Below are 12,122 nucleotides of genomic sequence, written 5' to 3'. Positions count from 1 at the left end.
TACAGCTTTTCAGTTGCGTATTCATCTAGTTTTTCTTGCCGCCGCCATTTCCGCCGCCGCCACCGTTGCCGCCGCCACCGCCGTTGCCACCACTGTTGCCACCGCCGTTGCCACCACTGTTGCCGCCGCCATTGTTGCCTGAATTTCCGCGGTTCCCGTTATTGCCATTGTTGCCGTTATTGGACTTGGCATTGGAAGCACCGTTGGACTTGGCCGTTGCAGAATTGCCCGGTGAAGTCTTCGCTGCCTCTTTGATCTGCCGCCCGATACTGGACCCGTTTGAAATAACCGCGCCCGTCTGAGCATCGACGATCACGCTGATGATCCGGCCGTTCGGCTTTTTGACCAGAATGCGGTAGTAAACCTTGTCATCCTTGAATGCGCGCGCATCCACGGGGGTGCCGCCAAAGACCTTCTCAACGCCCTTGATGACTTTCTTCAGGCGAATCGCCCCGCCTACAAGCGTCGCTTGCCGCAATTCGGACTGCTTGAGTTCGCGCACAGCAGAATGCCCTTCTCCAGTCAGGAGAAGGGACGCCACAAATGCCGTCGCCAAAAGCTGTCTCATCACTGTCAACTCGTTCTCGCGCGAAGCGGTCTAAAGCCTAATTTATTCTATGTGAACCAGTGATGAACAAACGGTTTTTCGTGTGTTCAGGGTGCATCAGTTCAAATGAGGTCGTGGGGTGATTCTGTCGCGCGTTTGTCGTGCCGGAAAACATGGATGCAAACACATGACCCGTGAGGACTGATATGAAGACCAAAACCAACATCCTGCTGAAAGCTACGGCAGTCGCAGTCGCTTTGGTCGGCTCCACCGCAATCGTGACGACACTTGCTGTCCCTGACGCGGCCTATGCCAAAAATGGCAATGGTGGCGGCAACGGGAATGGTGGCGGCAACGGGAATGGCGGCGGCAACGGGAATGGTGGCGATAAAGGCGGCAATGGCAACGCCAACAAAGGTGATGGCGCAAAAGCCAAAGGCAATGCCGGTCGCGGCAAAACTAAGTCCGGCAGCTCCGGGAAAAAATCCGGTGGCGGTTTTTCCCTGAAAGAGCTGTTCAACGGGAACAAGTCGAAAAAGAAATCCGCCCGCGTGGCCAGCACGACGACCTCAACCACCGAGGTAGAGGAATCCGTCCGACCAAAGGGCCGCAAGAAGGGCAACAAGGCTTCGGCTGAATTTGGTGCGCACCCGTCCGAGTTGGGCGCGTTGAACGCCGCCAACGCCAGCGAGACGGCCCTGCAAAACGCATCGCCGAATTCACGTGTGGGTCGCATCGCCACCTACCGTGACACGGTTCTGGCCGGTCAGGCACTGAGCGAGGAACTGGAAGAAGCCCAGGAATTCCTGGATGGCTTGGAACCTCCTGCTCGCCCCACCGAAGACATTGAGAACGACCTGACCGATGCTCAGCAACAAGTTGAGGAAGATCAAGCGCTTGTGGATGATCTGACCGAGCAACTTGAAAATGCCCCGGACGACGAAAAGGAAGCGCTTGAAAATGAGCTTATGGAAGCTGAAGAGGCGCTTGAAGCCTCGCAGATGGCCGCGTCCGAACTTGAAACAGAACTCGCAGACGCCGAGGAATATGAAGACGCTGTCGAAACGGTCGACACCCTGACGGAACAGGTCGAGGCTCAGCCCGAACTGGAACGTGAAGCGTTGGAGGCTGCGGCGAACAAACCCGTCACGGATGAGGTCGAAGCGACCGTAAGGGCAATGTTGGGTCTCGACCCGGTTGAGGAACCTTTTGAAGAAGAAGAGGTATCCGAAGTCGAATAAGACCCAATCACCGATCTCGGTGCCCTTACACTCACGGAGGCATGGGGGGCCGGGCCAGCCATTTCATCCACCTACATGAGCCTTTGGCTGGCCCGGAACAAATTCACAGAACCCCACGACGTTCTGCCCAGTACCAGGTATCGCGCACCTTTTCTCACTCTAGCCGCGATAAAAAGCCCGCTCTATTTTGAGCGGGCTTTCCCTTTTCACCGTACCTATTCCGTATGTCTTGTCCTGATGCGTTCTACTTTGTCGGAACGCTTCTTTTTGCCTCGATAAGCCGCATCTCATCGATGATAGAAGACAGTGTAATGTTAATCGGAGGAAAGCGGTTTCCGCGCGTCTTATCGCACGGTGTTTTTCCGTCACGCTGAACCAAATTCCGGGACCGATTAGCAGCGGTGGTCCGAGGTCCGGCAATCAGGATGGCAGACTTTGTCATGCGTTTCCCCTTTGCATGAATTCGGGTAAATACTCACTTTCGTTAAGAATCGATGCCGCGATTATGCAGATTTCCGTTGAACACACAGCAAATACATTGTTCAGCTTGCGTTAATGTTGTCGCGAAAATCGCAACAAAACCAAATAGGGCGCGCGAATCGCCTCGGGTCAGATCCTTGTGTTTTCGAGCCATTCATCCGTTCTCCACCCCTGTGAACCCAAGCCCGAGTTGACAGTCGGCAGCGTCTCGGATAACACCCGCCGCAACATCCGGAAGCGTCTGATCTTCCGGTCCCTTGAGTCGTTCAGGGATCGCCCCCCACCAGCGAGTTTCGCCCGTGGGGGCGTTTGTGCATTTAACCGACGCATCCTATCTAGGAGGCGCCACCAGATAACCGGCTAAGGAGGCCGAAGGCATGTTTGAAAATCTATCCGAACGCCTTTCCGGCGTCTTTGACCGGCTGACCAAACAGGGCGCGCTGTCCGAAGAAGACGTGAAAACCGCCCTGCGTGAGGTTCGCGTGGCCCTGCTTGAGGCCGACGTCTCGCTGCCCGTCGCCCGTGCTTTCGTCAAGAAGGTGCAGGAACAGGCGACCGGTCAGGCCGTCACCAAGTCGATCACCCCCGGCCAGCAGGTCGTCAAGATCGTGCATGACGCGCTGGTTGACACGCTGCGCGGTGAAGAAGACCCCGGCAAGCTGAAGATCGACAACCCGCCTGCGCCGATCCTGATGGTCGGTCTGCAAGGCTCGGGTAAGACGACCACGACCGGTAAGCTGGCGAAACGCCTGAAAGAGAAAGAGGGCAAGAAGGTCCTCATGGCCTCGCTGGACGTCTATCGCCCGGCGGCGATGGATCAGCTGGCCGTTCTGGGGACGCAGGTAGGCGTCGACACGCTGCCGATCGTGCCCGGTCAGAAGCCGGTTGATATCGCCAAGCGCGCCAAACAGCAGGCGACTTTGGGCGGCTATGACGTCTACATGCTCGACACCGCGGGCCGCCTGCATATCGACGAAGTCCTGATGGACGAGGTCGAGCAGGTCCGCAACGTGGTTGACCCGCGCGAGACCCTGCTGGTCGTCGACGGCCTGACTGGTCAGGTTGCCGTGGAAGTGGCTGAGGAGTTCGACGCCAAGGTAGGCATCTCGGGCGTGGTCCTGACCCGTATGGACGGTGACGGGCGCGGTGGTGCGGCGCTGTCGATGCGCGCAGTCACCGGCAAGCCCATCCGGTTTGTCGGGCTGGGCGAGAAGATGGACGCGCTTGAGACTTTCGAGCCGGACCGGATCGCTGGTCGTATTCTGGGCATGGGCGACATCGTTGCTCTGGTCGAAAAAGCCCAGGAAACGATGGAGATCGAACAGACCGAGCGCATGATGAAGCGCATGGTCAAAGGTCAGTTCAACATGAACGACCTGAAAATGCAGCTGGAGCAGATGATCCAGATGGGCGGTATGCAGGGCATGATGGGTATGATGCCCGGCATGGGTAAAATGGCCAAGCAGATGGATCAGGCCGGTCTGGACGACAAGATCCTGCGCCAGCAGATCGCCATGATCCAGTCGATGACCAAACGTGAGCGTGCCAACCCTCAGCTGTTGCAGGCCAGCCGCAAGAAGCGCATCGCCGCCGGTTCGGGGATGGAGGTCAGCGACCTCAACAAACTGCTCAAGATGCACCGGCAGATGTCGGACATGATGAAAAAGATGGGCAAAATGGGCAAAGGCAAGATGCTGAAACAGGCCATGAAGGGCATGTTCGGCAAAGGCGGCCCCTCGCCCGAAGACATGGCCGCAGGCATGGACCCCAAGGCGCTGGAACAGGCCGCAAAGGCCATGGGCAAAATGCCCGGTGGCATGCTTGGCATGGGCGGCGGCATGGCTCTGCCTCCGGGCCTCAGCGGGTTCGGTAAGAAAAAGTGAACCTGATCGCCGATCATATCCCCCGGCTTGAGACCGAGCGCCTGATTATGCGCGCGCCCTCCGAGGCTGATCTGGATGCGGATGCCGCGTTCTTCGCCAGCGAAGCGTCGCAGTTCGTTGGCGGCCCGTTGCGGCGGGATGAGACATGGCGGCTTGTCGCCAGCATCCTTGGCCATTGGGCGATCCGGGGCTATGGGTTCTGGAGCGTTGAGCAAATAGACACCGGCACCTATGTGGGCCGTGTCGGCCTGTGGTTTCCCGAAGGCTGGCCCGAGCCGGAAATCGGCTGGACCCTGATGAACCACGCCACCGGCAAAGGCTACGCAACCGAGGCCGCAATGGCCGCGCGCGCTCACGCCTATGACGTATTGGGCTGGGACACCGCGATTTCGCTGATCGACCCCGACAATCGCGCCAGCAAGGCCGTGGCCAACCGGTTGGGGGCCACGCTCGACTATCACTATGACCACCCGAAATTCGGCATGACAGAAGTTTGGCGGCACCCCGCCCCCGCCGATCTGGTGAATGGCGGCATGGAGGCTTACGCATGACCGACCCCGTAGCACAGGCTGCCGCGTTGCTGAAAGAACATCGCGAAAGCATCGACCGGCTGGACGCGATCCTTGTCTACACGCTGGGCGAGCGGTTCAAGCACACGCAGGCCGTTGGCAAGCTCAAGGCGCAACACGACCTTCCCCCGTCCGATCCCTCGCGCGAGGCTGCGCAGATCGCTCGGCTTGAAGACCTGGCGAAAGAGGCCGATCTGGACCCCGACTTCGCCAAGGCTTTCCTGAATTTCATCATTCAGGAAGTCATCCGACACCACCGGAAACATCAGGAATGACCCGTCGTTTCCACCCATAGAATACCCGGTCCTTGACCGGTCACGCCATCTTAAGGAGATACCACCATGGCAATGAAAATTCGTCTCGCCCGCGGCGGCTCGAAAAAACGTCCGTTCTATCGCATCGTTGCGGCTGACAGCCGTATGCCCCGCGATGGCCGTTTCATCGAGAAACTGGGCACCTACAACCCGCTGCTGCCCAAAGACAGCGAAGAGCGCGTGAAAATGAACATGGAGCGCATCCAGTACTGGCTGGATCAGGGCGCTCAGCCCACCGATCGGATCGCTCGTATGCTGGAAGCTGCTGGCGCCCGCGACAAGGCCGAGCGCAACAACCCCAACAAGGGCACCCCGGGCAAGAAAGCCCAGGAACGAGCCGAAGAAAAAGCAGCCAAGGCTGCTGAGGCGGCAGAAGCTGCTGCTGCTCCGGCTGAAGAAGCGGCTGCAGAAGAATAAGCAGGAAAGCGCGTGCGGGATCAGACTTTCACCGACGATTTTCGCGCGCAGTTTGACCTGTTGCTGCGACTCCGGCGCGATGTGCGTCGGTTTCGCACCGACGCGATTGACGAGGCAGTGCTGACGCGCTGCCTAGACGCGTTTCGGCTGGCCCCTTCGGTGGGGCTCAGCGAACCCTGGCGCGTGATCCGCGTCGAAAGCCAGCCCGCGCGCGACGCGGCGCTGCGAAATTTTCAAACCGCCAATGCGCAGGCATTGGGCGGGTATTCCGACGAAAAGGCGCAGCTCTACAGCCGCCTGAAACTGTCGGGGATGCAAGAGGCCCCGGTGCAACTGGCCGTGTTCTGCGACGACACCACCGACAAGGGGCAAGGTCTGGGCGCAGGCACGATGCCCGAGATGCGGCGCTATTCCGTGGTCTCGGCCATCACCCTGTTCTGGCTGACCTTGCGGGCCGAGGGTCTGGGGCTGGGTTGGGTGTCCATTCTGGACCCTGACCAGATGGCGCGCGATCTGGACGTGCCCGAGGATTGGCGCCTGATCGGCTATTTCTGCGTTGGCATGCCGGAAACGCAATCGGACTCGCCTGAACTGGAACAGGTCGGCTGGGAATGCCGCAACGACAGCTTGCCGATCGAGGTACGATAGGCGCATGTTTGGACTGTTACGCCTTCCCATCCTGCTGATGATCGCCTTTATTGTGGGCGTGTTCTTCGAACGCTCGAACCAACGCGAGGCGTGCGAAGGCATCGGGCAATGGGATGACGGGCTTTGTGTGACGGATGGGGCAAATGAGTGATCTGATCTGCGTCGGCAGCATTGCGGGATCATATGGCGTGCGCGGTGAGGTGCGGCTGAAAAGCTATTGCGCCATCCCCGAGGATATCGAAGCCTATTCCCCCCTGACTGATGAGGCCGGTGGAGAACGCTATCCACTGATCCTGACCCGGTCGATCAAGAACGGCTTTGCGGCGCGTTTGGGAGGAGTTGAAACCAAAGAACAGGCCGATGCACTGAAAGGTCTGCGACTGTTTGCGCGGCGCGATCAACTGCCCTCGTTACCCGATGATGAGTTCTATCACACTGACCTGATCGGGCTTGAGGTCTATGACACAGGCGGCACCCTGCTGGGCCGTGTGAAGTCTGTGCAAAACCACGGCGCTGCCGACCTGCTGGAACTGCACGGGCCGGGGCTGAAGGCCACCGTTCTGCTGCCCTTCACGCTTGAGGCCGTCCCCACGGTCGATCTGGATCAAGGCCGCATCATCGCCGACCCGCCCGAAGGGCTGATCTGATGCGCCGCGTCCTGCTGCATCTTGGCCTGCACAAGACCGGCACCACTGCGGCACAGTCTTTCCTTTATGAAAACCGCGAGCTGATTTGGCCCCATTTCGCGTTGGTCCTGCCATATCGCACGCGCAACTCGGGCCTGTCGCGGGCAGCGACCAACCATTCCGTTTATGGCACCGTTGGAACCTTGTCCGAATTCGGTCACCAGATGCGCGACTTCCTCGACACGCTGGATTTCGGGGAAAAGCGCGGGATGATCCTCAGCGAGGAAAACTTCGCGGGTCTCCGCCCCAGTCGCAATCTGGAACAGGGCTACGCGGCGGCTCCCGATCTGGCCGCCTGTCTTGTGGATTCGATCCACCAGAGGTTTTCCGGGCAAGAGATCGAGATCAAGCTCTACCTGTCTTTGCGCCAACGGGGCAGTTGGTTGCGCAGCCTGTGGGCGCATGATTTGCAACGAATGCGGCAGGTGCAGGATTTCGACACGTTCCGCGACAGCATCGACCATTTGCCCTCGTTGCAAGAGACCGTGGACCAGATCCGTGACAAGCTGCCCTCCGTCACCGTGACCACGGAATGGCTCGAGGAACTGCAATTGCGTCAATTCGGGCCGGGTGCGCCTTTTGCCGAGTATCTGGACTTGCCCTATGACAAGGCGCAACAGCTGGTTTCGCCGTCCAAATCGAATACTCGTTTGCCCGAGGACGTTTTGGCCGAATTGCTGGACCTGAACAGATCACGGCTGGACGAAGCCGCCTTGGTCGCGCAAAAGGCCGCCGTAGTTGAACGGGCGCAGCAGGCGCTGATGGGTGCGACATGACCGAAAAACCGTCGAAATCTCATGGGCGCAAGGCGATCCGCCCGACGCTGAAACCGCGTGAGTTGCTGACCCCAACGCCCGACCTGCACGGAGTGTGGAAGGCTAAGATCATCACTCTGTTCCCTTCAGCTTTTCCCGGTGTGTTGGGCGAAAGCCTGACGGGCAAGGCACTGCAAGAGGGCCTCTGGCAGTTGGAAACCGTCGATCTGCGCCAGTTCGGCGTCGGTAAGCACCGCAATGTGGACGACACGCCTGCCGGTGGCGGCGCGGGCATGGTGCTGCGCGCCGATGTACTGGGCGAGGCGATTGAACACACGATGGCGGGGGTGCGCGGTAACTGGCCGCTGATCTACCTCAGCCCGCGTGGCCGCCGGATGGATCAGCTCATGATGCAGAATCTGGCGCGCTGCGACGGTATGACCCTGTTATGTGGCCGGTTCGAAGGCGTCGATGAGAGGGTGCTGGAGCATTACGGCGTACAAGAGGTCAGTCTAGGCGATTTCGTCATGACCGGCGGCGAGATTGCCGCGCAGGCTTTGATCGACGCCACCGTAAGGCTGATCCCCGGCGTATTGGGCAATCAGGCCTCGGCTGAGGAAGAGAGCTTTTCCTCGGGCCTGCTGGAACACCCGCAATACACACGCCCCGCCGACTGGAAGGGCCGCCCGATCCCGGACATTCTGATGTCTGGCCATCACGGGCGCATTGCCAACTGGCGGCATGAGATGTCCGAGCGGATCACACAGGAACGCCGCCCCGACCTGTGGGACGCCTACTCCAAAGCCAAGTCCGAAGACTAGCCGTTCTTCCATCGCGCCCAGATCTCGGGCGGGCCGTTGAAGGTGTTGATGTCCACTAGTCCCTGCACACCGGGTACCAAACCAGTGCCGGTATATTGCCAGAACCGCCAAACCGCCTTGGGATAGACGTTGCGGGGGTGGCCTGCCACTGACCTCAGCCAGAACTCGGTCTTGGGAAGGCGCGCTATGTCGGTGTCGCCGTAGAAATCCACGGTGGTGTAGACAATCGGACGCCGCCCGTAGTGACGTTCTAGAATATCCAGAAACCGCCTTGCCTCGGCCCGGACAGTCGCGCCATCGGGGCGTAGGGTGCAGGTCTTGGAATGCGGCGTCCACTCCATATCCAGAACATGCGGCAGGTCCGATCCTTTAGGGACATTCTGGATGAACCAACGGGCTTGTTCGCGCGCAGGACGACAGAAATAGTAGTAGTGATAAGCCCCCCAAGGCACCCCGGCGGCTTTCGCCCCGCTACTGTGGCTTGCAAACATCGGATCGGCAACGTCACCACCTTCTGTCGCCTTGATAAAGACAAAGCTGACCCCCGAAGCCTTGGCCTTGTGCCAGTCAATCGGCCCCTGCCAACGCGACACGTCCAGACCGTGCACCGGATAGTGGCCAGGATGGCGCCCCTCCCACGGGTGCGGATCAGCATCGCCAAAAGCAGGGAAAATCACCGAAGGTGAGGTCGTGTCCAAAAACGCGTTGGCCTCAACCTGTTGCGGCGGCGGACTGCTGCGACCGCAGGACAGGATGGCAAAAGCCGCGACGGCAAGCATCAATGCAGTGCGCATGTTCTGTTCCTGTATGAAATGACTGCTCTTGTAATTGCCCTCAGAATGCCTGATCGATGGATCAAAGCAATGATGCTGTTTTGAGGCGGCGGAATCCCACCGTTTCACAGCATTTTGGGCTTGATCCCCGCACATAATGCCTTTAAACGACCGCAATCCGGTGCCGCGTCATGCGACTCCGGTGTTTTGGTTTGGTCCATGTCGTGACGCCCGGCTTTCTTCGGCCACGGCGCGGCGGAACAAACTGGACTAAGGAACATTCGATCTGACCTCTGGCGGGCTGCATGCAGGACCCGGTGAAGACCAAGAGCTCTCAGCCCGTGCCCAAACTTCGTGGACCAACCACGAGCAGATAGGAGTGAATGCGATGGACCTGATCGCACAGCTTGAGGCGGAACAGATTGCCGCCCTGGGGAAAGACATCCCCGATTTCAAAGCCGGTGACACTATCCGTGTTGGCTTTAAAGTAACCGAAGGGTCGCGTACCCGTGTGCAGAACTACGAAGGCGTCTGCATCGCGCGCAAAGGTGGCAGCGGCATCGCCGGTTCGTTCACCGTCCGCAAAATCTCGTTCGGCGAAGGCGTGGAGCGTGTATTCCCGCTGCACTCGACCAATATCGACAGCATCACCGTTGTCCGCCGTGGCCGCGTCCGTCGCGCCAAACTGTACTATCTGCGCTCGCGTCGTGGTAAATCCGCGCGTATCGCCGAAGTCACCAACTACAAGCCCAAGGCTGGCGCCGAGGCGTAAGGAGCGGAAAGATGAAAAAAGACATCCATCCCGACTACCACTTCATCGACGTCAAACTGACCGATGGCACCGTGATTCAGATGAAATCCACCTGGGGCAGCGAAGGCGACCAGTTGGCCCTGGAGATCGACCCCTCCGTGCACCCCGCATGGACCGGTGGCGGCGCGCGCCTGATGGACGCCGGCGGCCGCGTGTCGAAGTTCAAGAAGAAATACGAAGGTCTGGGCTTCTAAGCCTGACCCGGATCAGATCCGAAAGGCCGTCCCTTGGGGCGGCCTTTTTCTTTGGGCTGGCGCAATCAGATCCAATAGGATAGCGCCACAGGCAGAACCAGAATGGTTGCCAGGGTCGAGACAAGAATGAAACCAGCCACGTCAGGGCCGTATTCCGGCAGATGCTGGTCGACAAACAAATAGGTCGCCACCGAGGACGGCATCAGGCAGCACAGGATCACCGCGCCACGCTCGCCCCCCGTAAACCCAAAGACCCAGACGAGGCTCGTTGAGATGGCAAACGCCATACCCAGATGCAATGCGGTCAGGCTCACCGCACGCCCCAGACTTTGCACCCTTAGGCTGGCCAGCGTATGGCCCAGCGTCAGCAGCATCAGCGGGATCGACAGCCCACCGAGGATGTCAAAGGACTTCGCCACGGGTTGCGGCAGGCTGTACCCGGTCGTCATCAGGATCAGTGAGATGACGACTGCATAAATAACCGGAGAGGTGAGAAGCTTTCTGGCCGAGAACTCTCCGGCCGGGATCCACATTCCCAGGGTAAAAACGCTGATCAAAACGACGACTACAAAACCCATCGTATAGGCCATCCCGGCATCGCCCAGCGCCAGCAGAGTAATAGGCAGGCCGATATTGCCTACATTCCCATGCATCAATGGCGTCAAGAACGCCCGAACCGGTAAGCGCATCGCCTTCAGCGCGACAAAGCCCAAAACGCCAAACGCCGCAATCGCCAACGCTGCGGCGGCCATGACGTCCAGAAAGGTGCCAACCGCGATCTGGGTCGTCGAAAGATGCGAGATGATCAGGGTCGGATACCCAACGCGCGAAACCACCCCTCCGATGACCTTGTTGTCAAAGGGCGCTTTGGTCAGCGCCAACACGTACCCGATCCCGGCGCAGATCAGAACCGGCAGGACCACGTTCAGGACATTCAGGAAAAGTTGCTCCAATTCACGCCCTTCCAGCGTAGCTCTTCAAGCAAGAGTGAAATAGAGGACCGCTTTTGGCAACCGCCCCCTCGGCCCAGGGTCTGAGTTTTCGCAACAGCGCCCTAGAATGGCGTTTCGGGTCCTTTCCTTCCTTCGCTCCACAACATATAGTGGCACGCAACAAACTGTGGTCAAACACGGCGGGACTTGGGAATACAGGCATGGCACATATTATCGTAGTGGGGAACGAGAAGGGCGGCGCAGGCAAATCGACCGTCTCGATGCATGTGGCCACTGCATTGGCCCGGCTGGGTCACAAGGTCAGCACGCTAGATCTAGACCTGCGGCAGCGCAGTCTGGGACGGTATTTCGAAAACCGGGCCAATTTCCTGAAAAACTCGGACCTGACCCTGCCGACCCCGCGCCACCACGACCTGCCCGAGATTGACGCAAGTAAGCTGAAGCCCGGCGAGAATATCTATGACCATCGCCTCTCGGCCGCGGTGGCCGAATTGGAAAGCGATAGTGACTTCATCCTGATCGACTGCCCCGGCTCGCATACCCGCCTCAGCCAGGTGGCACATTCGCTGGCTGATACGCTTGTCACGCCGCTGAACGACAGTTTCATCGACTTTGACCTGCTGGCGCGGATCGATTCCAAGGGTGAGAAAATCCTTGGTCCTTCGGTCTATTCCGAGATGGTCTGGAATGCCCGCCAGTTGCGCGCGCAGGCCGGGTTGAAACCGATCGACTGGGTCGTCGTGCGCAACCGTGTCGGTACACAGCGTATGGTAAATAAGGAAAAGATGCAGCGCGCGATCGAGATGCTGTCGCAGCGCATCGGGTTCCGCGTCGCTTCGGGATTTTCCGAGCGTGTGATCTTCCGCGAGCTATTCCCCCGTGGCCTGACCCTGCTGGACCTAAAGGATATCGGGGTCAAACAACTCAACATCTCGAACATCGCCGCGCGACAGGAATTGCGCGACATGATGAAAGAGTTGAACCTGCCGGGTGTTGAGATCGACTTTTAGGTCGCTGTCGCAAGTCCGCT

The 12,122-nt window shown here is 59.2% G+C and carries 16 protein-coding genes; 13 read left to right on the top strand and 3 right to left on the bottom strand.

The window, feature by feature from the left end; translation table 11 throughout:
- Positions 1–25: 25 nt before the first annotated feature.
- Positions 26–568: a PepSY domain-containing protein gene (locus tag ACR0DB_RS18815; RefSeq protein ID WP_214646854.1), complete on the bottom strand. Its 543-nt coding sequence runs from the start codon at positions 566–568 to the stop codon at positions 26–28.
- A 185-nt stretch (positions 569–753) separates the two neighbouring features.
- Between ACR0DB_RS18815 and ACR0DB_RS18810 the strand changes: the two genes are divergently transcribed.
- From ACR0DB_RS18810 to trmD, 10 genes are all read left to right on the top strand, one after another.
- Positions 754–1,788 carry a hypothetical protein gene (locus tag ACR0DB_RS18810; protein ID WP_170787165.1) on the top strand — a complete coding sequence of 345 codons (1,035 nt, stop codon included), beginning with the start codon at positions 754–756 and terminating at the stop codon, positions 1,786–1,788.
- 857 nt (positions 1,789–2,645) lie between these two features.
- On the top strand, positions 2,646–4,151 hold the full coding sequence (gene ffh, locus ACR0DB_RS18805; protein WP_480552484.1) for a signal recognition particle protein: 1,506 nt from the start codon (positions 2,646–2,648) through the stop codon (positions 4,149–4,151).
- On the top strand, positions 4,148–4,702 hold the full coding sequence (locus ACR0DB_RS18800; RefSeq protein WP_480552483.1) for a GNAT family N-acetyltransferase: 555 nt from the start codon (positions 4,148–4,150) through the stop codon (positions 4,700–4,702). The genes ffh and ACR0DB_RS18800 overlap by 4 nt, the downstream gene beginning before the upstream one ends.
- The gene (locus ACR0DB_RS18795; RefSeq protein WP_480552482.1) at positions 4,699–4,995 is read left to right on the top strand and encodes a chorismate mutase; all 297 of its coding nucleotides are present in this window, start codon (positions 4,699–4,701) and stop codon (positions 4,993–4,995) included. Before ACR0DB_RS18800 ends, ACR0DB_RS18795 begins: the two co-directional genes overlap by 4 nt.
- Before the next feature lie 66 nt (positions 4,996–5,061).
- Positions 5,062–5,451: a 30S ribosomal protein S16 gene (rpsP, locus tag ACR0DB_RS18790; protein ID WP_010437590.1), complete on the top strand. Its 390-nt coding sequence runs from the start codon at positions 5,062–5,064 to the stop codon at positions 5,449–5,451.
- Between the two features lie 12 nt (positions 5,452–5,463).
- Entirely contained in the window at positions 5,464–6,099 is a 636-nt protein-coding gene (gene bluB, locus ACR0DB_RS18785) for a 5,6-dimethylbenzimidazole synthase (protein ID WP_480552481.1), read from the top strand.
- A 4-nt stretch (positions 6,100–6,103) separates the two neighbouring features.
- Positions 6,104–6,250, top strand: a complete 147-nt coding sequence (locus tag ACR0DB_RS18780) for a hypothetical protein (protein ID WP_170356104.1) — start codon at positions 6,104–6,106, stop codon at positions 6,248–6,250.
- The gene (gene rimM, locus ACR0DB_RS18775; RefSeq protein ID WP_170775128.1) at positions 6,243–6,746 is read left to right on the top strand and encodes a ribosome maturation factor RimM; all 504 of its coding nucleotides are present in this window, start codon (positions 6,243–6,245) and stop codon (positions 6,744–6,746) included. Before ACR0DB_RS18780 ends, rimM begins: the two co-directional genes overlap by 8 nt.
- Positions 6,746–7,561, top strand: a complete 816-nt coding sequence (locus ACR0DB_RS18770; protein WP_480552480.1) for a hypothetical protein — start codon at positions 6,746–6,748, stop codon at positions 7,559–7,561. Before rimM ends, ACR0DB_RS18770 begins: the two co-directional genes overlap by 1 nt.
- Positions 7,558–8,361, top strand: coding sequence for a tRNA (guanosine(37)-N1)-methyltransferase TrmD (gene trmD, locus ACR0DB_RS18765; RefSeq protein WP_480552479.1), 804 nt, complete (start codon positions 7,558–7,560; stop codon positions 8,359–8,361). The genes ACR0DB_RS18770 and trmD overlap by 4 nt, the downstream gene beginning before the upstream one ends.
- Here the strand turns inward: trmD and ACR0DB_RS18760 are convergent.
- A complete protein-coding gene (locus ACR0DB_RS18760; RefSeq protein WP_480552478.1) occupies positions 8,358–9,155 on the bottom strand; it encodes a glycoside hydrolase family 25 protein in 798 nt (265 codons plus the stop codon). The two genes, trmD and ACR0DB_RS18760, sit on opposite strands and share 4 nt — an antisense overlap.
- A gap of 367 nt (positions 9,156–9,522) precedes the next feature.
- Here ACR0DB_RS18760 and rplS point away from each other — a divergent pair, with 367 nt between their 5' ends.
- Both rplS and rpmE read left to right on the top strand, forming a co-directional pair.
- Complete coding sequence (gene rplS / locus ACR0DB_RS18755) at positions 9,523–9,906, top strand: 50S ribosomal protein L19 (protein WP_170328369.1); 384 nt, start codon at positions 9,523–9,525, stop codon at positions 9,904–9,906.
- Positions 9,907–9,917: 11 nt separating this feature from the next.
- Positions 9,918–10,139, top strand: coding sequence for a 50S ribosomal protein L31 (gene rpmE, locus ACR0DB_RS18750; RefSeq protein ID WP_170775136.1), 222 nt, complete (start codon positions 9,918–9,920; stop codon positions 10,137–10,139).
- Between the two features lie 65 nt (positions 10,140–10,204).
- Here rpmE and ACR0DB_RS18745 read toward each other — a convergent pair whose 3' ends face one another.
- Positions 10,205–11,092: an AEC family transporter gene (locus ACR0DB_RS18745; RefSeq protein WP_480552477.1), complete on the bottom strand. Its 888-nt coding sequence runs from the start codon at positions 11,090–11,092 to the stop codon at positions 10,205–10,207.
- Between the two features lie 200 nt (positions 11,093–11,292).
- Between ACR0DB_RS18745 and ACR0DB_RS18740 the strand changes: the two genes are divergently transcribed.
- Positions 11,293–12,102: a division plane positioning ATPase MipZ gene (locus tag ACR0DB_RS18740; RefSeq protein WP_170775140.1), complete on the top strand. Its 810-nt coding sequence runs from the start codon at positions 11,293–11,295 to the stop codon at positions 12,100–12,102.
- Positions 12,103–12,122 lie beyond the last annotated feature (20 nt).

The organism is Ruegeria sp. AB6 (assembly GCF_056542685.1).
Note: the sequence above shows the minus strand (reverse complement) of the source record. Positions and strands in the feature narration are given on the sequence as shown.

Bases quoted from the DNA above. Each gene is read 5' to 3' on its own strand.
- ACR0DB_RS18815 (WP_214646854.1), bottom strand. From the start codon at position 568: ATGAGACAGCTTTTGGCGACGGCATTTGTGGCGTCCCTTCTCCTGACT.
- ACR0DB_RS18810 (WP_170787165.1), top strand. From the start codon at position 754: ATGAAGACCAAAACCAACATCCTGCTGAAAGCTACGGCAGTCGCAGTC.
- ffh (WP_480552484.1), top strand. From the start codon at position 2,646: ATGTTTGAAAATCTATCCGAACGCCTTTCCGGCGTCTTTGACCGGCTG.
- ACR0DB_RS18795 (WP_480552482.1), top strand. From the start codon at position 4,699: ATGACCGACCCCGTAGCACAGGCTGCCGCGTTGCTGAAAGAACATCGC.
- rpsP (WP_010437590.1), top strand. From the start codon at position 5,062: ATGGCAATGAAAATTCGTCTCGCCCGCGGCGGCTCGAAAAAACGTCCG.
- ACR0DB_RS18780 (WP_170356104.1), top strand. From the start codon at position 6,104: ATGTTTGGACTGTTACGCCTTCCCATCCTGCTGATGATCGCCTTTATT.
- rimM (WP_170775128.1), top strand. From the start codon at position 6,243: ATGAGTGATCTGATCTGCGTCGGCAGCATTGCGGGATCATATGGCGTG.
- ACR0DB_RS18770 (WP_480552480.1), top strand. From the start codon at position 6,746: ATGCGCCGCGTCCTGCTGCATCTTGGCCTGCACAAGACCGGCACCACT.
- trmD (WP_480552479.1), top strand. From the start codon at position 7,558: ATGACCGAAAAACCGTCGAAATCTCATGGGCGCAAGGCGATCCGCCCG.
- ACR0DB_RS18760 (WP_480552478.1), bottom strand. From the start codon at position 9,155: ATGCGCACTGCATTGATGCTTGCCGTCGCGGCTTTTGCCATCCTGTCC.
- rplS (WP_170328369.1), top strand. From the start codon at position 9,523: ATGGACCTGATCGCACAGCTTGAGGCGGAACAGATTGCCGCCCTGGGG.
- rpmE (WP_170775136.1), top strand. From the start codon at position 9,918: ATGAAAAAAGACATCCATCCCGACTACCACTTCATCGACGTCAAACTG.
- ACR0DB_RS18740 (WP_170775140.1), top strand. From the start codon at position 11,293: ATGGCACATATTATCGTAGTGGGGAACGAGAAGGGCGGCGCAGGCAAA.